Here is a 24,928-nt window from a genome sequence, read left to right on the forward strand (position 1 = left end):
GTTGATCATCAGCGCCTCCGGGCGGCGGATACATGAGTGCGGCTATCCTGCGACTCGTGACCGATTCCCCCGCTCGTCGTCTGCGTGCCGATCTGCTCACCCGGGAGTACCCGCCGGAGGTCTACGGCGGTGCCGGGGTGCACCTCGAATACCTGAGCCGCGATCTGCGGAACCTCGCCGACGTCCGGGTGCACTGCTTCGGCGCGCCGCGGGACGAGACCGGCGTCACGGCGTACCCGGAGGGTGTGGAGCTGGCGGGGGCCAACGCGGCCCTGCGCACCATGGGGGTCAACCTGGCGATGGCGGCCGGCTGCGAGGGCGCGGACGTGGTGCACAGCCACACCTGGTACGCGAATTTCGCCGGCCACACCGCCAAGCTGCTGCACGGGGTGCCGCACGTGGTGACCACGCACAGCCTGGAGCCGCTGCGCCCGTGGAAGGCGGAACAGCTCGGCGGCGGGTACGCGTTGTCGTCGTTCTGCGAGCGGACCGCGATCGAGCACGCCGACGCGATCATCGCGGTGTCCGGCGGGATGCGGCGGGACGTGCTCAAGGCGTACCCGTCGGTGGACCCGGACCGGGTGCACGTGGTCTACAACGGCATCGACACCGAGCTCTACCAGCCCGATCACGGCACCGACGTGGTGGACCGGCTGGGCATCGACCGGTCCCGGCCCAGTGTGGTGTTCGTCGGCCGGATCACCCGGCAGAAGGGCCTGCCCTACCTGATGCGGGCCTGCCACGACCTGCCCGCCGACACCCAGATCGTGCTGCTGGCCGGTGCGCCGGACACCCCCGAGATCGCCGCCGAGGTGGAGGCGCTGGCCCGTGACCTGCGGGCGGCCCGGGATCCCGAGGGCGTGATCTGGGTGCAGGAGATGCTGCCCAAGCACGAGGTCGTCCAGGTCCTCACGCACGCCACGGTGTTCGTCTGCCCGTCGGTCTACGAGCCGATGGGCATCGTCAACCTGGAGGCGATGGCCTGCGAGACGGCGGTGGTCGCCACCGCGACCGGCGGCATCCCCGAGGTCGTCGCGGACGGCGTGACCGGCCTGCTGGTGCCGATCGAGCAGGTGCAGGACGGCACCGGCACCCCGGTCGACCCGGCGAAGTTCGTCGCCGACCTGGCCGCCACGCTGACCCGGGTGCTCGGTGATCCGCAGCTGGCCGAGCAGATGGGCAAGGCCGGCCGCGAGCGGGCGGTGGAGAAGTTCAGCTGGTCCCGGATCGCCGAGGACACCCTGGACGTCTACCGGACGGTGCTGTGACCTTGCTGAGGCGCCCCCCGCTCCAGCTCGCTCTCCTTCTGGTCGCGGTGCTGTTCGCCGTCGCGGTGCTCGGTCTCGGCCTGGTCCGCGCGGCGTTCTACGAGCCGCCGTCGGCCACCAGCGTCGCGGACAACGGTGTCGCCGCGGTGCAGGCGCCGGTCCCGTCGGTGGCGGGCCGGTGCGGCACCCAGGAGGCCACCGCTCCCCGGGAACTGCGCGGGATGTGGCTGACGACGGTCTACAACATCGACTTCCCGAGCAAGCAGGGTCTCTCGCAGGAGAAGGTCAAGGCGGAGTACCTCAAGTGGGTCGACCTGGCGGTGGCCCGGCGGCACAACGCGATCTTCGTGCACGTCCGGCCGAGTGGTGACGCGTTCTGGCCGTCCGAGTACGCGCCCTGGTCGAACTGGCTGACCGGCAGGCTCGACGGCAGCGACCCGGGCTGGGATCCGATGGCGTTCATGGTGGACGAGGCGCACCAGCGGAATCTCGAGTTCCACGCGTGGTTCAACCCGTACCGTGGGACGCAGCCCGCGCCCAGCGGTGCCGGCGCCGATCTCACCAAGCTGCCGGCCGATCACGCCCTGCGGACGCACCCGGAGTGGCGCATCGCCTATCCGACCGGCAAGAACAGCCGGCTCTACTTCGATCCGGGCGTTCCCGAGGCGCGCAGGTTCGTCGAGGACGCGATGCTCGAGGCGGTCCGGAAGTACGACATCGACGGCGTGCACTTCGACGACTTCTTCTACCCGTACCCGGAGAAGGGCGAGGACTTCCCGGACGACGCGTCGTTCGCGAAGTACGGCGCCGGCAAGTCGCGCGCCGACTGGCGACGGGAGAACGTGAACCTGCTGGTCCGGGAGATGCAGCAGCGGATCGCCGAGATCAAGCCCTGGGTGAAGTACGGCATCAGCCCGTTCGGCATCTGGCGCAACGGTGGCGAGGGCTCGGACACCAAGGGGCTGGAGAGCTACGACACGATCTACGCCGACACCCGTAAGTGGGTACGGGAGGGCTGGCTGGACTACATCGTGCCGCAGCTCTACTGGACGATCGGGTTCGACAAGGCGGACTACGCCAAGGTGCTGCCCTGGTGGGCGAAGACGGTCAAGGGCACGTCGGTGCAGCTGTACATCGGGATGGCCGACTACCGGGTGGGGGAGAAGGGCGACTGGAGCGATCCGGCCGAGCTCGACCGCCAGATGGCCATGAACGACAAGTTCGGCGTCCAGGGCCAGGTGCATTTCAGTGCCAAGCAGGTCCGGTCGGATCGGCTCGGTTCGGTGTCGCGCTACCAGAAGGCGCACTACGCGACGCCGGCGTTGCAGCCGCGGATGGAGCGTCTGCCGGTCGCGGCGCCGCCCGCTCCGCGGATCACCGGGGTGGGCCGCGGGGAGAAGGGCGAGACGATCCTGGCGACGGCGGCGACCGAGGGCGTGAGCTGGGCGCTCTACCGCACCGGGGAGAGCCGGGCGACGCTGGTCGCGACCGGTCGGGCCGGTGCCGCGGTGGTCGATCCGGCGCCGCCGTCCGGTCCGGTGTCGTACTGCCTGAGCGGGCTGGACCGTTCGGGCAACGAGGGCCCGCTGAGCGAGGCCTTCACCACCGGTCCCTCGTAAGGGTGAATCGGGGCAACTCCGGCAATTCGGACAGAATGCGGATGATTGCGGCGATACCGTAGGGCATGATCACAACAAGGCGTAAGCCGCTGAAGACTGCCCTCGGTGTCTCCGCCACGGTCGTAGCCTCTGTCGCGACCCTGGTGGCGGGCTCCGCCGCCGCGGCAGCCGCTCCCTCCCCGGAGCGGCTCAAGGCCGCACTGCTCACCCAGGCCGAGGTTCCGGCCGGTTTCTCCACCCTGAAGACCCCGATGAACACGTTCATCAGTGACATGGGCCTGGACGTCGCGTCCTGCGGCCGCGGCGCCGCCGCCGGCGGTGGCCCGATCACCGCGCGTGCCGTCTACACCCGCGGCGCGGGCGGCAGCGAGGCCCTGATCGAGACCCTGGCCGCCCCGGGCGCGGCCTCCGCCCGCCAGTTCGTCGCGGGCGTCGCCAGCGCCGTCAAGCGCTGCCCGACGTTCACCAAGCAGGTCCCGCAGATGGGCGTGAACGCCGCCGTCACGCTGACCCCCGGCACGCCGGCCAAACTGGGCGACGCCTCCGCAGGGGTCGGATTCACCATCCGCATCCCCACCCAGGCGCCGGTCCAGGGCCGGATGGTGGCGATTGCCGACGGTGACGTCTCCGCGATCGTCCTGATGCTGTCCCCGGGACAGCCCAACCAGCGTGAGCTGACGGCGGCCGCCGGTGCCGCGGCCCGCAAGCTGGCGTCCCTCTGAGATGTGCCCCGGGGTGCGGCGCCGTCCGGCGCCGCACCCGCCCGGCCATGGAAGGCTACGGCCGGGGCGTGCTGATCAGCCCTCGACCCGGCCCTGCGACACCACGAGACGACGGTCGGTCGCCACCGCCTCGAGCATCCGCCGGTCGTGCGTGACCAGCAGCAACGTGCCGGTGTAGCTGCTCAGCGCCGACTCCAGCTGCTCGATCGCCGCCAGATCCAGATGGTTCGTCGGCTCGTCGAGCACCAGCAGGTTCACCCCGCGCGCCTGCAGCAGCGCCAGCGCCGACCGGGTCCGCTCGCCGGGGGACAGCGTCGCCGCCGGGCGCAGCACGTGCGCCGCCCTCAGGCCGAACTTCGCCAGCAGCGTCCGCACGTCGGCGTCGCTGAGCTCCGGCACCGCCGCCCCGAACGCCCGGACCAGCGGCTCGTCACCGAGGAACAGCCCGCGGGCCTGGTCGACCTCGCCGACCACCACCCCCGACCCCAGATGCCGGTCACCGGACTCCAGGTCCACCCGCCCGAGCAACGCCGCGAGCAGCGTCGACTTGCCGGCCCCGTTCGCCCCGGTGATCGCCACCCGGTCCGCCCAGTCGATCTGCAGCGTGACCGGCCCCAGCGTGAAGTCGCCGCGCCGGACCACCGCGTCGCGCAGGGTCGCCACCACCGCACCGGACCGGGGCGCGGCGGCGATCTCCATCCGCAGCTCCCACTCCTTGCGCGGCTCCTCGACCACGTCCAGCCGTTCGATCATCTTCTCGGTCTGCCGGGCCTTCGCCGCCTGCTTCTCGCTCGTCTCACCCCGCTGGTTCTTGGCGATCTTGTCGTTGTCCGGGGCCTTGCGCCGGGCGTTGCGCACACCCTTGTCCATCCAGCCGCGCTGCATCCGGGCACGTTCGAGGAGATCCTCCTTCTTGCCGGAGTACTCCTCGAACTGCTCGCGGGCGTGCATGCGGGCCCGGTCGCGTTCCTCGAGATAGGACGCGTAACCGCCGCCGAACAGCTTCACCTGGTTCTGCGCCAGATCCAATTCGAGGACCTTCGTCACGGTACGCGTGAGGAACTCCCGGTCGTGGCTGACCACCACGACACCCGGGCGCAGGCCGGCCACGAACGTCTCCAGACGGGCCAGGCCGTCCAGGTCGAGGTCGTTGGTCGGTTCGTCGAGCAGGTAGACGTCGTACCGGCTGAGCAGCAACGACGCCATCCCGGCCCGGGCCGCCTGCCCGCCGGAGAGCGCGGTCATCGGATGGTCGAGCGCCACCGACAGCCCCACCTCGCCGGCCACCTGCTCGGCGCGTTCGTCCAGGTCGGCGCCGCCCAGGTCGAGCCAGCGCTCCAGAGTCGCCGCATACCGGTCGTCGGCGCCGGGCAGCTCCCGGGCCAGGTCCTCGGCGGCGGCGTCCATCGCGGCCTGCGCGGCGGTCACCCCGGTGCGCCGGCCGAGGAAGTCACGCACGGTCTCCCCGGCGCGCCGCTCCCGTTCCTGCGGCAGGTAGCCGACGTTGGCGGTGGGCGGGCTGAGCGAGACACTCCCGCTCTCCGTCGCGTTCAACCCCGCGAGGGTACGCAACAGCGTCGTCTTGCCCGCACCGTTGACTCCGACCAGTCCCACCACGTCCCCGGGCGCGACCACCAGGTCGAGTCCGGCGAAGAGGGTGCGGTCGCCGTGCCCAGCGGCGAGTTCCCGGGCGATCATCGTGGCGCTCATCGAACGCCAATCCTAGACACGTTCAGTCGTCGAAGTCCGCGTGGTGACTTCGGCCTCTCAGCGCGCCCGTAGTCACCACGCCCCACGGCGGTGTGGTGATTTGGGGTGCGTGGGGCGCCCGTAGTCACCACGGTCCACGGGGTGTGGTGATTTGGGGTGCGTGGGGCGCCCGTAGTCACCACGCCCCACGCCGGTGTGGTGATTTGGGGTGCGTAGGGCGCCCGTAATCACCACGGTCCACAGGGTGTGGTGATTTGGGGTGCGTAGGGCGCCCGTAATCACCACGGTCCACAGGGTGTGGTGATTTGGGGTGTGCAGGGCGCCCGTAATCACCACGCGGACGGGTTTCGCACCCTGACCGCGGAACGTGTCTCGAGGCCCGGGAACCCGGCAATGGTCAGCGGATCTTCGCGCCGTAGACGTGGCCGACGGCGATGGACAGCAGGACGCGGCGGTCGGCGACCATCACCGAGCGGTACTCGTCCCAGTCCGGGTGCTCGCCGGCCGCCCGCCGGTAGTAGTCGACGAGCGCCTCCACCGCGGGGCTCTGCGGGTCGTCGCCCGGCCCGGTCAGGGTGGCGACGCCCTCGGCGGTCGCCCAGGCGTAGCCGTCCGGGCTGGTCACCTCGAGTGTGGCCCGGGGGTCGCGGCGCAGGTTGGCGGTCTTGGCGCGGCCGGCGGTCACCGAGATCAGGATGACCTCGGCGTCCCGGTCGTAGAACTGGGTGACCGGCGACAGCTGTGGTCTGCCGTCGGCCTTGATCGTGGCGAGGACACCGAGCCGGGTCTCCGCGAGCAGCGTGCGCGGGTCGAACAGGGCAACCGTCATATCCCTGCCAAGTCCGTCCCGGGGAGGCCTATTCCGCGATCGGCCCGGCGGTTCCCTCCGCGATCGGCCCGGCGGTTCCCTCCGCGATCGGCCCGGCGGTTCTCTCCACGATCGGCCCGGCGGTTCCCTCCGCGATCGGCACGGCTGTTCCGGACACGTGGACGCCGGGGGTGCCCGGGACCAGACGGACGGTGATGCGGCTGGGGCGGCCCATGTCGTCGCCCTGGCGCAGCAGCAGCGTGGCGTCGTCCGGGACCAGGCCCAGCTCCCGCAGGTAGCCGCCGAACGCCGCGGCGGCCGCGCCGGTCGCCGGGTCCTCGTAGACGCCGCCGACCGGGAACGGGTTCCGGACGTCGAACTCCGCCGGGCCGGACCGGAAGGCCAGCTGGACGGTGGTCCAGTCGCGGTCGAGCATCAGTGCCTTCAGGGCCGGCTGGTCGTAGTGCAGGCCGGCCAGGCGTTCCCGGGTGGCGACGCCGAGCACGGGGTGGCGGGCGCCGGCGTACGCGACCCGGGGCGGCAGTGCGGGGTCGAGATCGTCCCGCGACCACCGGAGGACGGTCAGCAGGGCGTCCAGGTCGGCCTCGGACAGCCCGGACACCGTCGGCGCGACGCTGATCAGGGTGGCCACGCCCGCGTCGGAGACGGTGACCGGGACCTCGCCGGCGTTCGTCACGAACAGGTGCCCGCCGGGGCCCAGTGCCACCGCCGTGGCGACCGTGGCGTGCCCGCAGAACGGGACCTCGGCCAGCGGGCTGAAGTAGCGGACCCGGATCCCGCCGCCGGACGGGCCGGTCACGAACGCCGTCTCCGAGTAACCCACCTCGGCGGCGATCGCCTGCATGGCCGGGGCGTCGAGACCGGACGCGTCCAGGACCACCCCGGCCGGGTTGCCGCCGCTCGGTGCGACGGTGAATGCGGCGTACCGCTGAATCTGCGTCATGACCGGAAAGCGTGCCGGGCGGCACGCGGGGCGACCAGAGCCAATGTCGCGGTCCTGGTTGTGGTGCCCGCCACAGTCGCTGGTCGTCATCCTTGCGGAGTAGCGTTCCTGCGGTGACAGAGGCGACCATCGCGATCACGCCCGTTCCACCCGCCGGCCTTCCCGGCACCGTCGGTGAGCTGCGTGCCACAGGGCACGAGTTCCGGACGGTCAAGGAGGAGCTGCGCGCCAACCTTCTCACCCGGCTGCGCTCCGGCGAGCCGCGTTTCCCCGGCATCGTCGGCTACGAGGACACCGTGCTCCCCGAGGTGGAGCGCGCCCTGCTGGCCGGGCACGACATGGTCCTGCTCGGTGAGCGGGGCCAGGGCAAGACCCGTCTGATCCGGGCACTGGGCGGCCTGCTGGACGAGTGGACCCCCTACATCACCGGCTCGGAGCTGCACGAACACCCGTACCATCCGATCACCCCGGCGGCCCGCCGGCAGGCCGACCAGCAGGGCGACGCGCTGGCGATCTCCTGGCTGCACCGCTCCGAGCGGTACGGCGAGAAGCTGGCGACCCCGGACACCAGCGTCGGTGACCTGATCGGCGACGTGGACCCGATCAAGGTGGCCGAGGGGCGTGCCCTGGGTGACCCGGAGACGATCCACTTCGGCCTGGTGCCGCGGACCAACCGGGGTGTCTTCGCCGTCAACGAGCTGCCCGACCTGGCCGAGCGCATCCAGGTGGCGCTGCTCAACGTGCTCGAGGAGCGCGACATCCAGGTCCGTGGTTACCAGCTGCGGCTCCCGCTGGACCTGCTGCTGGTGGCCTCGGCGAACCCGGAGGACTACACCAACCGGGGCCGGATCATCACGCCGCTCAAGGACCGGTTCGGCGCCGAGATCCGCACCCACTACCCGGTCGACCTGGAGCTGGAGACCGCCCTGATCCGCCAGGAGGCGGAGCTGGTCGCGGACGTGCCGGAACACCTGGTCGAGGTGCTGGGCCGCTTCACCCGGGCGGTGCGCGAGTCGCCGTCGGTGGATTCCCGCTCCGGCGTGTCGGCGCGGTTCGCCATCGCCGCGGCCGAGACCGTCGCGGCGTCGGCGCTGCGCCGCTCCGGGCTGCGCGGCGAACGCGAGGCGGTGGCCCGGATCTGCGACGCCGTCTCGGTGACCTCCACGCTGCGCGGCAAGGTCGAGTTCGAGAGCGGCGAGGAGGGCCGCGAGGTCGAGATCCTGTCGCACCTGCTGCGGGTCGCGACCGCCGAGACGTTCCGGGCCCGGCTGGCCGGACTGGACCTGTCCGGCTTCACCGCCCTGGTCGCCGAAGGCGCGATCATCGAGACCGGTGATCTGGTCGGTGCCGAGGAGCTGCTCGGCCAGATCGGCACGGTGCCGGGTCTGGCCAAGGTGCTCGACCGGCTCGGGCTGGGCGACGCGCCGAGCCCCGGCCAGGCCGCGTCCGGGATCGAGTTCGTGCTGGAGGGGCTGCATCTGACACGCCGGCTGGCCAAGGAGCTGACCGACGACGGGCGCACCCTCTACGGGAGTTGAGCCGACATGGCCGGAAACGTTTTCCGATACGGGGCGTGGCGCGACGGGCCGGATCCGCTCGCGCCGCCCTACGACGTGCGGGCGGCCGTCGACGCGATGGGGGAGCGGGTGCTGCGCGGCGACAGCCTGCGTGATGCGCTGCGCGACCTGATCCGGCGGGGGCCGCGGGACGGCCGCGGGCTGGACGAGTTGCGGGCCCGGGCGCAGCGGCTGCGCCGGGAGGCGATGCGGCGGGGCAACCTGGACGGGGCGGTGACCCGGGCCCGGCAGATGCTGGACCAAGCGCTCGCCACCGAGCGGGATGCGTTGAGCGCCCGGGACGACGACGATGCGCGGTTCAGTGAGGCGATGCTGGACAGCCTGCCGCGGTCGACGTCGCAGGCCGTCTCCGAGTTGTCCGGATATAATTGGACATCGCCCGAAGCGGGGGATATTTACCGTCAGATTCTGGAGGGGCTGCGCCAGGAGGTCGTCGAGCAGCGCTTCGCCGGCATGAAGCAGGCGCTCCAGCAGGGTGACATGTCGGAAATATCTGACATGGTGGGTGATCTCAACGGCCTGCTCGACAAGCATGCCCGGGGGGAGAACACCGACGACGCGTTCCGTGAGTTCATGGCCAAGCACGGCAAGTTCTTCCCGGACGACCCGCAGAACATCGACGAGCTGATCGACTCGCTGGCCCGGCAGGCCGCGGCCGCCGAACGGCTGATGCGCTCGCTCAGCCCGCAGCAACGCGAGGAACTCCAAAGCCTGATGGCCCAGGCCCTCGCCGACAGCCCGCTCCAAGGGCAACTCGGGCAGCTCACCGACAACCTGCGGGCGCTGCGCCCCCACCTGAACTGGGACCGCGGCGAACGCGTACGCGGACCCGAGGACCTCGGCTACGGCGACGCCGCGTCCGCGCTGGGTGAGATCGCCGACCTGGACGAGCTGATCGACCAGCTCGGACAGGAACACCCCGGCGCGACCCTGGACGACGTCGACGTGGAAGCGGTCGAGCGTCAACTCGGCCGGTCCGCCGCCGACGACCTGCGCCGCCTGCGCGAACTGGAACGCGAACTGCGGCGCCAGGGCTGGGTGGAACGCGACGAGGACGGCCTGACCCTCTCGCCCAAGGCGCTGCGCCGGCTCGGCCAGACCGCGCTGACCAGCATCTTCCGGGACGTGGCGGGCACCCGCGGCGAGCACGACATGCGCGACGCGGGGGCGGCCGGGGACCTGATCGGCTCGTCACGGCGCTGGGAGTTCGGCGACGATCAACCCCTCGACGTGGTCCGCACGGTGGGCAACGCGGTCCGGCGCCGGGCCGCCTCCCGGGATCTTCACACCGTTCCGGTACGCCTGACGCCGGACGACTTCGAGATCGCGGAAACGGAGCGGCGCTCGTCGGCCGCGGTGGCGCTCTGCGTCGACCTGTCGTACTCGATGTACGCCGACGGGCGCTGGGGGCCGATGAAGCAGACCGCCCTGGCCCTGTCGCACCTGGTCGCCACGAAGTACCCGCAGGACGCGCTGCAGATCGTCGGGTTCGGCAAGTACGCCCAGACGCTGTCCCAGGGTGAACTCGCGGCGATCGAGCCGACCACCGAGAAGGGCACCAACCTGCAGCATGCCCTGAAACTGGCCGGCCGGCACCTGCGGCGGCATCCGGGCGCCGAACCGGTGGTGCTGGTGGTCACCGACGGCGAGCCGACCGCGCATCTGGAGGAGGACGGCGAGGCGGTCTTCTGGTGGCCGCCGCTGAGCGAGACGGTCAGCGCCACGGTCCGCGAGGTCGACCTGCTCACCCGGTACGGCGCGACGCTCAACGTGTTCATGCTGGGTGAGGAGCCGGGGTTGCGGCGGTTCGTCGGCGCGGTGGCCGAGCGCAACGGCGGGCGGGTGTTCAGCCCGGACGCCGCCGAACTCGGCCGCTACGTGATCGACGACTACGTGCGGGCGCGCCGGGGCCGCCGTTGACCCCCACCCGAAGTCATCACGCTTTTCGGGGTGTGTTGAGTTCGGGCGTTGTGGGCGCCTGAAGTCATCACGCTTTTCGGGGTGTGGTGACTTTGGGCGTTGTGGGCGCCCTAACTCAACACGCGGGGTCAGCCGCGCAGGGTCTGGGACGGCGGCACGCCGTAACGGGAGCGGTACGCGGTGGCGAACCGGCTCGGGTGGGTGAACCCGAACCGGTACGCCGCCTGCGCCACCGTCGTTCCCGGCGCGGCCCGGCGCAACTCGTCGTGCACCAGTCCCAGCCGCAACTCCCGCAGGTAGGTCATCGGCGGCATTCCCACGTACCGCAGAAAGCTCTGCTGCAGTGCCCGGCTGCCCACCCCGGCGACGGCAGCCAGGTCGGCCACGGTGAACGGACGGCCCGGTTGCGCGTGCATCGCCTCGACCACCCGCCGGATCGCGCCCGGCGCGGCCAGAGCGGGACGCTGACCGTGCAGCGAGTCGCGGAACCGGTGGCCGGTGGCGAAGAGCAGACCGGTCATCAGGCTCTCGCGCAGCCGCGCACCGACCACCGGATGCCCGGTCAGGCCGTCCGGCGTGCCGGTGTCGGCGGTGACGATCCGGGCCAGCCGGCTCCAGGCCGCGCCCGCCCCGCGCGTGACGTCGATCTCCGGGCCCAGGTCGACCGGACCGCGTACCGGACGGTCCAGCAGCTGGGACAGCTGGTTCTCCAGCTCCCGGCGGCCCACCTTGACGGCCAGGATCCGGCAGTCGCCGTCCCACCGGTCGACGATGGTGTGCCCGACCGGCTGGTAGACCGCGGCTCCGCGACCGGCGAGGACCCGGTGCGGTTCGTCACGCCCCTGGTGCCAGGCCATGCCACCGCCGGTCAAGGGCAGATTCACGTGGTACGCGTCGAGCTCGCCCGCATCGATGCGCACGTCGACACCGAACCGCAGGTCGCCGAGGGTCACCGCGTCGTCGCCGCCGACCGCGAAGTCGGCCGTCCAGTGCGAGGCCGGGGCGAGGACACGGACGTCCAGGGCGTAGAAGTTGCGGGTCAGTAGGTCCTGCGCCTCGTCCACGTCGCGTATCTGCCGGGTCACTGTGTGCACGCTCTCCAGCTTCTCGCCTGACGTGGCCGGCGGCCAGTCACCCGTCGAGGGAATGATGGGCTAGCCTCCTAGGACGGCGTACGCTTTGTGGCGCCTGTGACTGCGCGTCGGCCGGAGGAACGCGGCTGGTTATAGTTGCTCGGCGAGTGAGCAGCTCGTACAGGATCCGGGCGGGGGCCCGGGCCGAGGGGGAAGGAAGTCGCGATGTCGCAGCAACCTGCGTCGTCCATCGAGACCTCCGACCGCATCTGGACCCTGCCCAACGCCATCAGCTTCCTGCGGCTGCTCGGCGTCCCGCTCTTCCTCTACCTGCTCCTGGTGCTCCAGCACGACGTCGCCGCCGTGGTGGTGCTGGCGATCGGCGGCTCCACCGACTGGGTGGACGGCTACATCGCCCGCCGGATGAACTCGGTCAGCCGCCTCGGCGAGCTGCTCGATCCGTTCGCCGACCGGCTCTACATCCTGGCCACCCTGGTCGGCTTCACCATCCGCGACGTGGTCCCGCTCTGGCTCACCGGCATGCTGCTGCTGCGCGAGGCGGTCCTCTTCGTGGCCCTGCTGATCCTGCGCCGCCAGGGGCACGGGCCGCCGCCGGTGCACTACGTCGGCAAGTCCGGCACGTTCGTGCTGCTCGCCTCGTTCCCGATCATCCTGCTGGCCAAGGCGGTGCCGTCGATCGCCTGGTGGGCCACGCCGACCGGCTGGGGCCTGGCCTGGTGGGCACTCGGGCTTTACTGGGCGGCTGCCGCGCTCTACCTCGTGCAGACGGTGCGCCTGCTGCGCGCGGACCGTCCCGGCGCCGGGACGGAGGGGGCGTGAGCCCGGCGGCGCGGTCCGCGCCCGGTCCGTCGTCCGAGTCGTCCCCGTCCTCGCCTGCCGTGCCGTCCCCGGCTGCCGTGCCGTCCTCGCCCGGCACGCCGTCCCCGGCCGCGGCTGCCTCTTCGTCTGCCGCGTCTGCGTCTACTGGCTTCTCCGTTTTGTCCGCTCGGCCGGCGGTGGACTCCTCACCGGCTCGGTCGGCGGTGGACTCCTCACCGGCGCGGCCGGTGGCGGGGCTCGAACCGGGGGAGACGCCGGACCCGGACGGCTCCGGCCGGCGTTACGCACCCGACTTCCTGATGGAGCTGTTCCGCAACCCGCTCGACCCCGGATACGCGGACGCGGCCGCCCGGCGCGACTCCGGATACCGGCGCAGCCCCGGCGGCCGGCGCACCGCGGCCGGCTCGTCCGCCGTGGTGGCGCTGGTCATCGGATTCCTGCTGGTGGTCGCCTACCAGCAGACGGTGGCCGAGGAACCCGCCCGCACCAAGGCGCGGGACACGCTGATCGAGCAGGTGCAGAGCCGCCGCGCCGAGACCGAGGACCTGCAGGGCCGGGCCGAGCGGCTCGCCGCCGAGGTGGCCGGCCTGCGCGAACGGGAACTGAGCGGCGCCGCCCTGGCCCAGCTGCGTGACCTGGAGGCGGCCACCGGGCTGGCGACCGTCCGCGGGTCGGGAGTGCGGATCACGCTGTCCGACGGGCCGACCACGGTCGACGCGGTGACCGGGGAACGGCGTACCGAGGCGCAGGTCAAGGACACCGATCTGCAACTGGCGACGAACGCGTTGTGGGCGGCCGGCGCCGAGGCCATCGCGATCAACGGCCAGCGCCTCACCGCGACGTCCACCATTCGTCAAGCGGGCGGGGCGATCCTGGTCAACGTGCAGCCGGTCGCCGCGCCGTACGAGGTGGTGGCGATCGGGCCGGGCGACATGGGATCCGACTTCCACAAGGGGTACGCCGGCCAGTTCTTCGACACGCTCGCCGCACGGTACGGCCTGTCGTACGACGTGGCGAACGCCAAGGACGTGACCCTGGACGCGGCGACCGAGATGAAACTGCGGGTCGCCGCGGCCGACACCCCACCGCCCGCCGCGTCGGGCTCCTCGTCACCGGACGGCTCGGGAACGGCCCGTTCGTCCGGCTCTGCGTCGGAAGGGCCCCGATGATCGCCGTTCTCGCCCTGCTCGCCGGTGTGCTGCTGGGCATCGTGTTCCATCCGGCGGTGCCGCCGGAGTTGGTGCCGTACCTTCCGATCGCCGTGGTGGCGGCGCTCGACGCCGTGTTCGGCGGGGTCCGGGCCAAGCTGGACGGCATCTTCGACGACAAGCAGTTCGTCGTGTCGTTCATCTCGAACGTGCTGGTGTCGGCCCTGATCGTGTACGTGGGTGATCAACTGGGCGTGGGTGGTCAGCTGTCCACCGGTGTCGTGGTGGTGCTCGGCGTGCGCATCTTCGGTAATGTCGCGGCGATCCGACGGCACCTCTTCCGGGCATAGGAATTCGATGACTGACCGTGACGAATTCGGTGAACGCCCGGGCGTTCCGGCTGCCGGCATGCCTGTGGCGGGGCGTAAGCCCGCGGCCGGCCGGTCGCCGCAGCCGTCTGCTCCCGCCGACGCCGAGCAGCCCTCCGAGTCGTTCGCCGAGCAACCCTTCGAGTCGCTCGCCGGGTCGCCCTCCGAGTCACTCGCCGGGTCGCCCTCCGAGTCGCCTTCCGCGTCGTCGGCAGGATTCCCCTCGGGCGGGGCGGAACTCTCGGCGGATGAGCCGGACGAGCCGACGGTGCCGTTGGCCAGGCCGGGGCTGGCGCGAGACCCGAGGCCGCTCATTCCGCCCGCGGCCTCCCCGCCGAGGCCGGTGGAGGACGAGCCTACGGTGCCGTTGACGACCTCGGGTCTGCTCTCGGATGCTTCTTCGCCTGCTGTGCCTTCGCCTGCGGCGGCTCTTTCCGCCGGGCGTCCGCTTGAGTCGTCGCCGGTCTCCACCGGCGAGTCCTCGGTGTCCGCGGTGGACTCTGCGGACGCCGGGGCGAACTTTCCGGACTCCGGGGTGAGTTCTCCGGACTCCGCGATGGACCCCCGGGGCCCCGGGCTGAACTCTGCGGACTCCGGAGTGGACCCTCTGGGGTCCGAAGCGGACTCCCCGCTCTCCGCGGCCGGGTCCCCGCTCTCCGCGGTCGGCTCTCCGGCCGCCCGGGAGAGGTCTTCGGTCGAGGCTGCGGACGCCGCCGGGGCGCCACGGACGGGTGACCTGAGTGACGGCGACGGCGAGACATCCGCCACGTCACCCGATCCGTCGATTTCTGACACGCCCGAGGCCGTCGCCGACAAAGGTGATCTTGATCGCCCGGCGCGACGGCGGCCCGCGCCGGCCGGAACGCTGATCTGGGTGCTGCTGGCGCTGCTGGGGTTCACGCTTGTCGTCCAGGTGCGCAGCAACGACGCCGATCAGGGGCTGAGCACCGCCCGGCAGGAGGACCTGGTGCGCATCCTCAGCGATCTGGAGGCTCAGGACAGCCGGCTGCTGGCCGAGATCCAGGCGATGGAGCGCACGCGCGGGCAGTTGAGCTCGGGTGTCGAGGGCCGGGAGGCGGCGCTGGCCGAGGCGAGCAAGCGCAACGCTGAGCTGGGGCTGCTGGCCGGCACGGTTCCCGGGCGTGGTCCGGGGCTGGAGATCGCGCTCGTCGGGGTGAAGGCCTCGGACGTGCTGAACGCCGTGCAGGAGCTGCGCGGTGCGGGCGGCGAGGTGATGCAGCTCAACGGCGCGAACAATGCGGCGGTACGGATCGTGGCGTCCAGTTATTTCGTCGATGCCGCTGATGGGGGCATCATTGCCGACGGCAAGCGGCTGTCCGGACCGTTCCGTCTCCTGGTGATCGGTTCGCCGGAGACGATGAGCACGGCGCTGCAGATCCCGGGCGGGGTGGTGGCGTCGGTGAAGAACGACGGCGGTAGCGTGACCATGGACTCGCGTTCCCTGGTCGAAGTGACCGAGGTGCGCAAGGCAGCAGCCTTGCAATACGCGCGTCCAGTTTCGTGATCTACGGAGGAAGCGTTGATTCCTGAGGACCTGCGGTACACCGCGGAGCACGAGTGGGTCGCCGGTGACGGCAGTGGCCCTGTGCGGGTGGGCATCACCCATTTCGCGCAGGACGCTCTGGGCGACATCGTCTTCGTCGACCTGCCCGAGGAGGGCACGGTCGTGCAGGCGGGCGACTCGCTGGGTGAGATCGAGTCGACGAAGAGCGTCTCGGAGATCTACGCGCCGATCGCCGGCACGGTGGTGGCCAAGAACGCCACGTTGACGGACACGCCGGAAATCATCAACGGCGAGCCGTATGCGGCGGGTTGGCTGGTGGAGATCACGCCGGCGGATCCGGCGTCTCTCGATTCCCTGCTGGACGCGGCGGCCTACCGGGCGATCACCGAGAGCTGATCCGGTGTGCGGGAAACCGTGCCGGAAGTGAATGGAAGACAATCGGTCTCCGCGAGTCCGGTTGCTCAGCGATATTGGCGCTGACTAGGCTCGCGGAGCACACCGAGAACTGTTATCCCTTTGAAACCGATAGTCGTGCGTCGGGCCGAATCTGGCCTCGGCGGGGTCAGAGCACAGCTGGCCTCGTCGGGAGGCGGCGACCAACTGATCCGTGAGGTGGTCCGATGACGCGCCCAGACGACGAGTTCCCCCCACTCGACGTCACGTCCACGCTGAACCTTGGCGCCCTTGACGAGGTGCTCGAGGGACCCGAGACCGACGTGGTGCCGAGCCGGATGTCCGGTTCGCTGCCGCCCGGTATGGCATTGCTGGTCGTGCGTCGTGGTCCGAACGCGGGTGCCCGCTTCCTGCTCGATCACGATGTGACGACCAGTGGCCGGCACCCGGACAGTGACATCTTCCTTGACGACGTGACGGTGTCGCGCCGCCACGCCGAGTTCCACCGGGACGGCGGCATCTTCACCGTCCGGGACGTCGGCTCCCTCAACGGTACGTATGTGAACCGGGAAAGGGTCGAAGCCGCGACGCTCAGCAACGGCGACGAGGTCCAGATCGGTAAGTTCCGTCTGGTGTTCATCGCCGGCCCGCGCCCTGAGGGTGAGGGCGGCCGGGGGTGAACGCGTCGGGGGCGGCCGCGCGTGACCCGGGGCCTTCGCGCCCGCAGAGCGGGCAGGGCGGGCGTGAGGGTGCGCTGATGAGCATCGGGGAGGTGCTTGCCCATCTACGCGCCGAATTCCCCGACACCACGATTTCGAAGTTGCGGTTCCTGGAGGCGGAGGGTCTGGTCGACCCGCAACGCACCGCCTCCGGGTACCGCAAGTATTCGTGGAACGACGTGGCGCGGTTGCGTTTCGTGTTGACCGCGCAGCGTGACCAGTACCTGCCCTTGCGGGTGATCCGGGAGCAGCTGGACCGGATGGAGCAGGAGCCGGTGGTTCCGCAGCGTCCGACGCTGGTGGCGGTGGGGACGCCGCGTGCCGCCGAGTCGGCGGACACCCGGATCCCCAAGGCCGACATGCTGGAACGCACCGGTGTGGACGAGGCGCTGTTGGCCGAGCTGGAACAGATCGGTCTGGTGGTGGCGCGCCCGCCGGGGTGGTACGACGCCGATGCGGTGATCATCGTGGAGGCGGTGGTGGGCCTGACCCAGTACGGGTTGGAGGTCCGTCATCTGCGCGCGTTCCGCAACGCCGCGGATCGCGAGGTGGGGCTGTTCACACAGCTGCTGGCGCCGTTGGCGCGTCAGCAGGATCCGGCGGCGCGGGCCCGTGCCGCCGACACGGCTCGTGACCTGCAGGCGTTGTCGCAGCGTCTGCATGCGGCGCTGGTGCGCTCGGGCCTGCGCGGCGAATTGGGGCGCTGACACCGGTTCGGCCTACCCTGTGCGGGGTATCTCGCGCGGGTCGGATTCCGGTGCTGTGCGTGTACCGTGCAGGTTAGGGGCGGCCGTGTGACGACGGGCGACAAATCAACGACACGGAGGCGGCGGTGCGCGAGCTGAGCGTGGTCGGGGTCCGGGTGGAGCTGCCCAGCAACCAGCCCATCGTGTTGCTGCGGGAGGTCGACGGCGACCGGTACCTTCCGATCTGGATCGGCGCGGTGGAGGCGACCGCCATCGCGTACGAGCAGCAGGGGGTCAAGCCGGCCCGGCCGCTGACCCATGATCTTCTCCGGGACATCCTCGCGGCGCTGCAGGCGCCGCTGAAGGCGGTGGAGATCACCGAGCTGAAGGACAACGTCTTCTACGCGGATCTGCTGATCGGTGACGATCTGCGGGTCTCGGCGCGGCCGAGTGACTCGATCGCGCTGGCGTTGCGGGTGGGTGCGCCGATCCGGTGTGCCGATCAGGTGCTCACCGAGGCGGGCATCGTGATCCCGGACGAGCAGGAGGACGAGGTGGAGAAGTTCCGTGAATTCCTCGACCAGGTGCGTCCGGAGGATTTCGCGGGTTGACATCGACTTCTGTCGTCGGGCGGGCGCTAGCCCGCTCGCGGCGTGTCGTGCCGTTACCTCCATGTTTCGGTCGTGACTGAGATATACGCTCGTGACGTCCAGGTGAACCGGCACACCGCCTAGATTTCGATCATGGGCAGGGGGAGGTATTCGCGTGCACGAGCAGCCTCTTGAAGGCCCACTCGTCGGCGAGGACGGCTCGGTCGGGTACCGCGGGGTGACGGCGTGTCAGGCCGTAGGCATCAGTTACCGCCAGCTCGACTACTGGGCCCGGACCACGTTGGTGGTGCCGAGTGTCCGGGATGCGTCGGGGTCCGGCACTCAGCGTCTGTATTCCTTCCGCGACCTGGTGGTTCTCAAGGTCGTGAAGCGTCTGCTGGACGCGGGGGTGTCGTTGCAGAACATCCGCCGGGCGATCGAGACGTTGCGGTCGCGCGGGGTCGACGATCTGGCGGAGATCACTCTGATCTCGGACGGGACGACGGTGTACGAGTGCCGGTCCCCGGAGGAGGTCGTGGATCTGTTGCAGGGCGGTCAGGGCGTGTTCGGCATCGCGATCGGCGGCGCCTTCAAGGAGATCCAAGGTTCGTTGTCGCACCTGCCGGCTGAGCCGGCCGCGTCGCCGCAGCCGGTCGGGGTGGACACCCCCGCCGAGCCGGCCGCCGGCGACGAGTTGGCGGCCCGCCGGGCCCGCCGCCGCGCCGGCTGAGGACGCGCCGCATTCCGTAAGCACGTGTCGGAGCATCGGGTGACGTCCGGGTGGCCGGGGACGGCGCCGCCGGGCCGACAGGGGAACTGCCGGCCCGCCGGGCGGTCGTGGGTCAGTCGCGATCCTTGTCCAGGAACTGCAGGGCGGCGGCGGGGAACAGCGGGGACAGGAACGCGTTGTAGTGCGTCGTCCCGGGCAGGATCGCCAGGGCGTGACCGCCCTTCGGACGGCCCGAGCCGTCCCAGCCGCCGTCGCGCAGACCGCCGTCGAGGAGGCTGAAGACCTCGACGAAGTGCGACGGCGGGCACAGGTCGGCGTCGGCGGCGACGATCAGGGTCGGCGTCTGCAGGGCGCGGATCTCGTCGGTGTAGTCGTAGTCCTCGGCCATCGCCACACCGATCTTCTCGAGCAGGCGGGGGAAGTCCTCCGGCCGCGGCGCGACGCGCTGGTACAGCTCGTACATCGGCGTCTGCTTCATGAACTCCGCCGCTTCCGGTCCGACCTGGCCCTGCTGTTCGAGGATCTCCGGGTACGCGGCGCTGCGGCGGATCCCGGCCGACAGGGCGACCAGCCGGCCCACCTTCTCCGGGTGGTGGAACGCCACCTGAAGGGCGACGCCCCCGCCGAGGGAGTAGCCGACCAGGTCGGGACGGTCCAGACCGAGGTGGTCGATGAGGGCGGCGATGTCGTCGCCCATCGAGCGGATGTGCAGCGGCCGGTCGATGTCGGCGGTACGCCCCTGCGCCTGCAGGTCGGGCAGGATGACCTGGTGCCCGGCGGTGAAGGCGGGCAGGACCGGGGCGAACATCTCGCCCGATCCGAGCCCGCCGTGCAGCAGCACCAGGGGCCGGCCGGTGCCGTGGATCTCGTAGTACAGGTTGATCCCGTTGACGTCGGCGTAGGGCATGGGAGCTCCTCGGTTCTCACGGCTTGTCGTTCGGTACCGGGTATGACCGGCCGGGCGCGGGAAACTCATCGCCGCCCCGGAAAGTCTGTCGTTCCGGGAGCGGATTTTCTGTCATACGGTTGCGCTAGCTTCGTCGGCGTGGATGTGGCTGCTGGCGAGTTGGAGGCCTTCCGGCCGGAGCTGACCGGATACTGCTATCGCATGCTCGGTTCCGCGTTCGAGGCGGAGGACGCGGTGCAGGACACCATGGTGCGTGCCTGGCGGGGCCTGGACCGGTTCGAGGGGCGCTCCGCGGTGCGTTCCTGGCTCTACCGGATCGCCACGAACGTGTGCCTGGATATGCTGGCCGGCGCGCAGCGGCGGGTCCGCCCGATGGATCTGGGGCCGGCCGGTTCCGGTGCGGCCACCCATCCGGGTGAGCCGGGGCCGGAGGCGATCTGGGTGGGTCCGGTGCCGGACACCCGGGTGGCCCGTGCCGGGGGTGATCCGGCCGAGGTGGTGGCCGGCCGCGAGACGATCCGGCTGGCGTTCGTCGCCGCCCTGCAACATCTGCCACCGCGGCAGCGGGCGGTGCTGATCCTGCGGGAGGTGCTGGCGTTCTCCGCGCAGGAGACGGCCGTGCTGCTCGGTGCCACCGTCGCCGGGGTCAACAGTGCGCTGCAGCGGGCCCGGGCGACTCTGGCAGCGGCGGCTGACACCGGGGCCGGCGGTGTCAGCGGTGTCACCAGGGCCACCGGCGTGACCGGCGTCGGCGGGGCTACCGGCAGGATTGGTGTCGGCGGGTCCGTCGGGGTCACCGGCGGCGGGGCTGGCGGGGCCACCGGCGGCGGGGCCACTGGGGCCACCAGGGCCGCTGGCGTTGGCGGCGATGGCGTTGGTGGCGATGGCGGTGTCAGCGGCGTTTCCGGCGGATCCCGGGGCGGGCCCAGCCGCCGTGACCGGCTGGAAGCCGCGGCGGCCGGTGATCCGCTCGACGACGAGCAGAAACGCCTGCTCGAGCGTTATGTGACGGCGTTCGAGGCCTACGACCTGCCGGCACTGACGGCTCTGCTGCACGAGGACGCGACGCTGTCGATGCCGCCGCTGCCGTTGTGGTTGCGCGGTCCCGCCGACATCGCCACCTGGATGTCCGGCACGGGCAGCGGCTGCCGCGGTTCGCGTCTGCTGCCGGTGTGGGCCAACGGACAGCCGGCCTTCGGACAGTTCCGGCCCGGCCCGGACGGTACCGGGTACGTGCCGTGGGCGCTGATCGTGCTGGACGTGTCAGGGGACCGGATCGCCGGGGTCGCCAACTTCCTGGACACCGGCCGGTTGTTCCCCCTGTTCGGCCTGCCGCCGCGGCTCTGAACACCCGCTCAGAACTGTCGTGCGTGACTTCGGCGGCCCTTCACGGGCCGGTCTGCCCGTCGGCGACCCACGACGGGCAGAAACTGCAGTTACGAGCTCAGGACCCCGGCGACTAGCCGGGCCACGACCTCGTAGGCACGATCGGCGTCGACCGGGTCGAAGTCGGGGCCGTCCACCGGGATCGGGGTGCCACGGCGCAGCGCGGTCAGCGGCGCAGTCGGCGGGCGGGCCGGCGGGTCGGCCGGCGAAATGGTGGGTGGGCCGGCCTGCGGAACCGTGAGTGGGCCGGCCGGCGGAGCGGTAGGTGGGCTGGATGGCGGAACCGTGAGTGGGCCGGCCGGCGGAACGGTAGGCGGGCCGGATGGCGGAATGGTGAGTGGGTCGGTGAGCAGCGGCATCAGACGGTCGGCGGCGGTCGTGGTGGAGGAGGCGAACAGGCGGGCGGCCACCGCCAGCAGCGTGCGGGTGGGCTGCCGCAGGTGCCGGTGCAGGCCGCTGTCGACGAACAGCGGGTTGTACAGGACGTACCGGATGCGGCTGGTCGGGTCGCGGCGGGTGAAACCGGCGCCGAGCAGGTCGTTCATCCGGGTGCCCTGCAGGACCGCGCGCATCATCCGGTACTCGCGGGTGAGTTGCAGGTCGTCCCAGTGGATGACGCCGCCCTTGATGCCGCCGGTCCCGGTCAGGCTGAGGATCATCGGATGGTCCGCGCGGTTCAGGGCGGGGCGCAGGCCCTCGGCGAGCAGGTACCGGGCCAGCACCATGATGGCGAAGGACCGTTCGAAACCTTCGGCGGTCTCCACACGCTGCGGGCTGAACGCCCCGGCGGACAGGACCAGGGTGTCGATCCGGTCGGGGAGTCGCCGGATCAGGGCGTCGGTGGCGGCGACCGAGGTGAGATCGGCGTCGGCGCTGCCGAGGGCGATCACCCGATCACCGCGTTGTCTCAGGCGGGCGGCGAGGGCGCCGCCGATGCCGCGGGTCCCACCCGCGATGACCACTGTGCGCATACTGCGATGGTGGACAACGCGACGGTGGTGGCGAAAGAAGGCACATTGATGTCCCCGGTGATCGCGCTGCCGGTCACGCCCGCCGACCGGCAACGCTGCCCGGCGACGGACGTGCTGGCCCGGGTCGGGGAGAAGTGGACGATCCTGCTGCTGGCGATCCTGCGGGACGGGCCGCGCGGATTCAACGAACTGGACCGGCTGGTGCAGGGCATCAGTCGGCGCATGCTCACGCGTACCCTCAGAAGCCTGGAATCTGATGGTCTGATCAGCCGCCGGCAGGTCGATCAGCGGGTGGAATATGCCCTGACCGGTCTGGGTCGCTCCCTGTTGCCGCTGGTCGTGGCGGTGGGGGAGTGGGCCGTGGCGCACGCCTCCGAGATCGACCAGGCCCGCGCGGCAGCCGGTCAGCGGTGAACACAAAGCCGGTCAGCGGTGAACACAAAGCCGGTCAGCGGTGAACACAAAGCCGGTCAGCGGTGAGCCCAGAGCCGGTCAGCGGTGAACACAAAGCCGGTCAGCGGTGAACACAAAGCCGGTCAGCGGTGAGCCCAGAGCCGGTCAGCGGTGAACACAAAGCCGGTCGGCGGTGAGCCGAAGCCGGTCAGCGGTGAGCCGGAGCCGGTCAGCGGTGATTGGTGGGGCCGCAGACGAGGTGCCCGTCGCGGTCGAAGGCGTAGACCCAGGCACCTTTGGTCGTGTCGCGGTCGTCCTTCCACCTGACGAACAGTTCACCGGGCCGCCCGTGTGTGGCGGCGCTCCATGGTGCGGCCTCGTCCGGGCCGAGTTCGCGAACGCCGGACAGCCGGTGCCGCCGCACGTTGCGATCCCGCGATCGGGTCGTCCGGTATGCCCGGTTCAGATGCTCGAACTGTGGTCGATCCGCGCTCATGCACCCCACCCCCGTGCCGAGAAGTGTCCTCAGCCACCATCCAAGAGCGCCACGTCAAGTCCTCGATCCGTCAGCCGGCCAGGGCTGTTCCCAGAAGCGGCGGTAGGGGGCCAGCCACGCGTCGATCTCGGCGAGAGGGGCGGGGTTCAGTTCGTACCACCGGCGTTGGGCCTCGGGCCGGACCCGGACCAAGCCCGCCTCGCGCAGGGCCCGCAGGTGTTTGGACGTGCCGGGCTGGCTGAGGCCGAGCTCGGCGGTCAGCTCGCCGACCAGGCGCGGCCGGTCCAGGAGCAGGTCGAGGATGCGGCGGCGGGTGGGGTCGGCGAGCATGTCGAAGGTGGTGGACTGCACCCACCGCAAAATACCGGTACAGCTATATAACCGCAACGGCATTTATGCCCACCGCGGCGGGTACGTCCTCCGGGTGCACCGGCCGGCACAGGTGATAGCCCTGCCCGAGATCGCAGCCCAGCGCCCGGACCGCCTGCCGCTGGAACTCGGTCTCGATGCCCTCGACGACGGTCCGCAGCCGCAACGTGCGGGCCAGGTCCACGACCGCCCGGACCACCGCCAGGTCCTCACGGGTCGGCTCGGCGCGGCTCAGGAACGCCCGGTCGATCTTCAACTCGTCGACCGGCAGCCGCCGCAGGTACGACAACGACGAGTACCCGGTGCCGAAGTCGTCCACCGACACCCCGACCCCGAGCGCCTTGAGATCACTGAGGCAGGCGATCGCCGCCCGCGGGTCACTCATCAGCACCGACTCGGTCAGCTCCAGGATGACCGCCGAGGCGGGCAGACCGCGGCGGGCCAGGATCCGCTCCACGTCCTCGGCGAACACCGGGTCGGTCAGCTGCCGGCCGGACACGTTGACGTTGAGGGTCAGCTCGGGCATCGTGGCCCGCCAGCGGACCGCCTGCTCCCCGGCGGTGTCCAGCACCCACCGGCCGATGTCGCGGATCAGCCCGTTCTCCTCGGCCATCGGCACGAAGTCGCCCGGGGACACGTACCCGCGCTGGGAGCTCTGCCAGCGCACCAGGGCCTCCACCCCGGTGGCCTCGCCGGTGGCCAGCGCGAACAACGGCTGATACTGCAGGCGGAACTCGCCGAGTTCGACGGCCCGCTGCAGGTCGCCGTCGAGGGTGAGCCGGGCCAGCGCCTCGGTGTGCATGTGCGGCGCGTACACCACCACCTGCCCGGCCCCGGCCTGCTTCGCCCGGTCCATCGCGATGTCGGCGCTGCCGAGCAGGTCGCCGGCGGACGTCCCGGAAGAGGCCGTGGCCACCCCGATCCCGGCGCCGACGAACACGTCGTGCCCACGGACCGGGAACGGCTGCCGGATCGCGTCGACGATCCGGTACGCCACCGGCAGCGCCTCGTCCGTGGTGGCGTCCGGCAACAGCACCGCGAACTCGTCCGAGCCGAGCCGGGCCGCCGTTGCGTCCGACGGCAGGCAACCGCGGATCCGGGCGGCGACCAGGCCGAGCAGCTCGTCGCCGGCCGGATGCCCGAGACTGTCGTTGACCGCCTTGAACCGGTCCAGGTCGACGAAGAGCACACTGACCGGGCCGTCCGCGCGTAACCGCTGGTCGAGCGTCGCCAGGAACGCCGCCCGGGTGGGCAGGCCGGTCAGCGCGTCGTGGCGTTGCCGTCCGCCGCCGGTCAGGGTGCGGCTGTGCAGGGCCAGGACGAGGCTCTGCGCCATCGCCTGCAGCAGCTGCCGTTCCCGGGAAGCGAACGGTTCCGCGGCCCGCGCCACCAGCAGCGTGACCGGGCCGAACCGGGCGGACGCCAGATGCAGCTCCCGCCCGTCCAGGTGCAGCAGCGGCCGGTCACCGGCCGCGGCCAGGGCGGCGCCGAGTGCCTCGCTCCCCGCGTCGGAGGAGAAGCTGCCCGCGCCGGAGGAGAAGCCACCCGCGCCGGAGGAGAAGCTGCCTGCGCCGGCGGCGACCAGGCCGTTCCGCAGTACCGCCCCGAGCTCGCCCGCCAGTGTCTCCGCCGCCTGTTCCGCGGCGACGGTGAACGCGGCCTGCTCGCCGGCCTGCTCGCAGACCGCGGCGAAGAACGCGGTGAGCCGGCGCGCCGACCAGTCGCTCACGGAGGGGTCACCCGGAG

General features: G+C 71.2%; 25 protein-coding genes. 16 read left to right on the plus strand and 9 right to left on the minus strand.

Annotated elements, in window-relative coordinates:
* Positions 1-56: 56 nt before the first annotated feature.
* The 3 genes from glgA (at position 57) to QSK32_RS03385 (ending at position 3,609) form a co-directional block, all read left to right on the plus strand.
* Positions 57-1,268: a glycogen synthase gene (gene glgA, locus QSK32_RS03375; protein WP_245674258.1), complete on the plus strand. Its 1,212-nt coding sequence runs from the start codon at positions 57-59 to the stop codon at positions 1,266-1,268.
* Complete coding sequence (locus QSK32_RS03380; RefSeq protein WP_285471165.1) at positions 1,265-2,887, plus strand: glycoside hydrolase family 10-like protein; 1,623 nt, start codon at positions 1,265-1,267, stop codon at positions 2,885-2,887. Before glgA ends, QSK32_RS03380 begins: the two co-directional genes overlap by 4 nt.
* Positions 2,888-2,952: 65 nt before the next feature.
* Positions 2,953-3,609 carry a hypothetical protein gene (locus QSK32_RS03385; RefSeq protein WP_157411456.1) on the plus strand — a complete coding sequence of 219 codons (657 nt, stop codon included), beginning with the start codon at positions 2,953-2,955 and terminating at the stop codon, positions 3,607-3,609.
* A 75-nt stretch (positions 3,610-3,684) separates the two neighbouring features.
* Here the strand turns inward: QSK32_RS03385 and QSK32_RS03390 are convergent, their stop codons facing one another.
* The 3 genes from QSK32_RS03390 to QSK32_RS03400 form a co-directional block, all read right to left on the minus strand.
* Positions 3,685-5,319 carry an ABC-F family ATP-binding cassette domain-containing protein gene (locus QSK32_RS03390; protein WP_045746836.1) on the minus strand — a complete coding sequence of 545 codons (1,635 nt, stop codon included), beginning with the start codon at positions 5,317-5,319 and terminating at the stop codon, positions 3,685-3,687.
* A gap of 397 nt (positions 5,320-5,716) precedes the next feature.
* The gene (locus QSK32_RS03395) at positions 5,717-6,148 is read right to left on the minus strand and encodes a PPOX class F420-dependent oxidoreductase (protein ID WP_045746835.1); all 432 of its coding nucleotides are present in this window, start codon (positions 6,146-6,148) and stop codon (positions 5,717-5,719) included.
* A 28-nt stretch (positions 6,149-6,176) separates the two neighbouring features.
* On the minus strand, positions 6,177-7,091 hold the full coding sequence (locus tag QSK32_RS03400; RefSeq protein WP_285471166.1) for a PhzF family phenazine biosynthesis protein: 915 nt from the start codon (positions 7,089-7,091) through the stop codon (positions 6,177-6,179).
* Between the two features lie 113 nt (positions 7,092-7,204).
* On the opposite strand from QSK32_RS03400, the gene QSK32_RS03405 reads away from it, so the two are divergent.
* The gene (locus QSK32_RS03405) at positions 7,205-8,629 is read left to right on the plus strand and encodes a sigma 54-interacting transcriptional regulator (RefSeq protein ID WP_045746834.1); all 1,425 of its coding nucleotides are present in this window, start codon (positions 7,205-7,207) and stop codon (positions 8,627-8,629) included.
* A 6-nt stretch (positions 8,630-8,635) separates the two neighbouring features.
* Positions 8,636-10,588, plus strand: a complete 1,953-nt coding sequence (locus QSK32_RS03410) for a vWA domain-containing protein (protein ID WP_045746833.1) — start codon at positions 8,636-8,638, stop codon at positions 10,586-10,588.
* 128 nt (positions 10,589-10,716) lie between these two features.
* Here the strand turns inward: QSK32_RS03410 and QSK32_RS03415 are convergent, their stop codons facing one another.
* Positions 10,717-11,673 (minus strand): AraC family transcriptional regulator, encoded by a 957-nt coding sequence (locus QSK32_RS03415; RefSeq protein ID WP_245674256.1) that lies wholly within the window; start codon positions 11,671-11,673, stop codon positions 10,717-10,719.
* Positions 11,674-11,886: 213 nt separating this feature from the next.
* Between QSK32_RS03415 and clsA the strand changes: the two genes are divergently transcribed.
* The 9 genes from clsA (at position 11,887) to QSK32_RS03460 (ending at position 18,660) form a co-directional block, all read left to right on the plus strand.
* On the plus strand, positions 11,887-12,501 hold the full coding sequence (gene clsA, locus QSK32_RS03420; protein ID WP_045746831.1) for a cardiolipin synthase ClsA: 615 nt from the start codon (positions 11,887-11,889) through the stop codon (positions 12,499-12,501).
* A gap of 299 nt (positions 12,502-12,800) precedes the next feature.
* The gene (locus tag QSK32_RS03425; protein ID WP_083449550.1) at positions 12,801-13,670 is read left to right on the plus strand and encodes a DUF881 domain-containing protein; all 870 of its coding nucleotides are present in this window, start codon (positions 12,801-12,803) and stop codon (positions 13,668-13,670) included.
* Entirely contained in the window at positions 13,667-13,999 is a 333-nt protein-coding gene (locus tag QSK32_RS03430) for a small basic family protein (RefSeq protein WP_014445295.1), read from the plus strand. Before QSK32_RS03425 ends, QSK32_RS03430 begins: the two co-directional genes overlap by 4 nt.
* 892 nt (positions 14,000-14,891) lie before the next feature.
* Positions 14,892-15,542, plus strand: coding sequence for a DUF881 domain-containing protein (locus QSK32_RS03435; RefSeq protein WP_045746862.1), 651 nt, complete (start codon positions 14,892-14,894; stop codon positions 15,540-15,542).
* A 15-nt stretch (positions 15,543-15,557) separates the two neighbouring features.
* Positions 15,558-15,938, plus strand: coding sequence for a glycine cleavage system protein GcvH (gcvH, locus tag QSK32_RS03440; protein ID WP_045746830.1), 381 nt, complete (start codon positions 15,558-15,560; stop codon positions 15,936-15,938).
* Between the two features lie 224 nt (positions 15,939-16,162).
* The gene (gene odhI, locus QSK32_RS03445) at positions 16,163-16,615 is read left to right on the plus strand and encodes an oxoglutarate dehydrogenase inhibitor Odhl (RefSeq protein ID WP_045746829.1); all 453 of its coding nucleotides are present in this window, start codon (positions 16,163-16,165) and stop codon (positions 16,613-16,615) included.
* 77 nt (positions 16,616-16,692) lie between these two features.
* Positions 16,693-17,361 carry a transcriptional regulator FtsR gene (gene ftsR, locus QSK32_RS03450; RefSeq protein ID WP_045746828.1) on the plus strand — a complete coding sequence of 223 codons (669 nt, stop codon included), beginning with the start codon at positions 16,693-16,695 and terminating at the stop codon, positions 17,359-17,361.
* Positions 17,362-17,486: 125 nt separating this feature from the next.
* Complete coding sequence (locus QSK32_RS03455; RefSeq protein WP_045746827.1) at positions 17,487-17,951, plus strand: bifunctional nuclease family protein; 465 nt, start codon at positions 17,487-17,489, stop codon at positions 17,949-17,951.
* 154 nt (positions 17,952-18,105) lie between these two features.
* A complete protein-coding gene (locus QSK32_RS03460) occupies positions 18,106-18,660 on the plus strand; it encodes a MerR family transcriptional regulator (RefSeq protein ID WP_045746826.1) in 555 nt (184 codons plus the stop codon).
* A gap of 112 nt (positions 18,661-18,772) precedes the next feature.
* On the opposite strand, the gene QSK32_RS03465 is transcribed toward QSK32_RS03460, so the two are convergent.
* Positions 18,773-19,567: an alpha/beta fold hydrolase gene (locus QSK32_RS03465; protein ID WP_285471167.1), complete on the minus strand. Its 795-nt coding sequence runs from the start codon at positions 19,565-19,567 to the stop codon at positions 18,773-18,775.
* A 138-nt stretch (positions 19,568-19,705) separates the two neighbouring features.
* On the opposite strand from QSK32_RS03465, the gene QSK32_RS03470 reads away from it, so the two are divergent.
* A complete protein-coding gene (locus tag QSK32_RS03470) occupies positions 19,706-20,914 on the plus strand; it encodes a sigma-70 family RNA polymerase sigma factor (RefSeq protein WP_285471168.1) in 1,209 nt (402 codons plus the stop codon).
* A gap of 89 nt (positions 20,915-21,003) precedes the next feature.
* Here the strand turns inward: QSK32_RS03470 and QSK32_RS03475 are convergent, their stop codons facing one another.
* Positions 21,004-21,924 (minus strand): Rossmann-fold NAD(P)-binding domain-containing protein, encoded by a 921-nt coding sequence (locus tag QSK32_RS03475; protein ID WP_285471169.1) that lies wholly within the window; start codon positions 21,922-21,924, stop codon positions 21,004-21,006.
* A gap of 9 nt (positions 21,925-21,933) precedes the next feature.
* On the opposite strand from QSK32_RS03475, the gene QSK32_RS03480 reads away from it, so the two are divergent.
* The gene (locus QSK32_RS03480; RefSeq protein ID WP_245674379.1) at positions 21,934-22,338 is read left to right on the plus strand and encodes a winged helix-turn-helix transcriptional regulator; all 405 of its coding nucleotides are present in this window, start codon (positions 21,934-21,936) and stop codon (positions 22,336-22,338) included.
* A 208-nt stretch (positions 22,339-22,546) separates the two neighbouring features.
* Here the strand turns inward: QSK32_RS03480 and QSK32_RS03485 are convergent, their stop codons facing one another.
* The 3 genes from QSK32_RS03485 to QSK32_RS03495 are packed head-to-tail and all read right to left on the minus strand — an operon-like array spanning position 22,547 to position 24,911.
* The gene (locus QSK32_RS03485; protein ID WP_157411633.1) at positions 22,547-22,813 is read right to left on the minus strand and encodes a hypothetical protein; all 267 of its coding nucleotides are present in this window, start codon (positions 22,811-22,813) and stop codon (positions 22,547-22,549) included.
* A gap of 54 nt (positions 22,814-22,867) precedes the next feature.
* Positions 22,868-23,164, minus strand: coding sequence for an ArsR/SmtB family transcription factor (locus tag QSK32_RS03490; RefSeq protein WP_245674380.1), 297 nt, complete (start codon positions 23,162-23,164; stop codon positions 22,868-22,870).
* A gap of 22 nt (positions 23,165-23,186) precedes the next feature.
* Positions 23,187-24,911, minus strand: coding sequence for a putative bifunctional diguanylate cyclase/phosphodiesterase (locus QSK32_RS03495; RefSeq protein WP_285471170.1), 1,725 nt, complete (start codon positions 24,909-24,911; stop codon positions 23,187-23,189).
* Positions 24,912-24,928: the final 17 nt, after the last annotated feature.

The sequence above is a fragment of the Actinoplanes sp. NBRC 101535 genome (assembly GCF_030269225.1).
Lineage (GTDB): Bacteria > Actinomycetota > Actinomycetes > Mycobacteriales > Micromonosporaceae > Actinoplanes > Actinoplanes rectilineatus.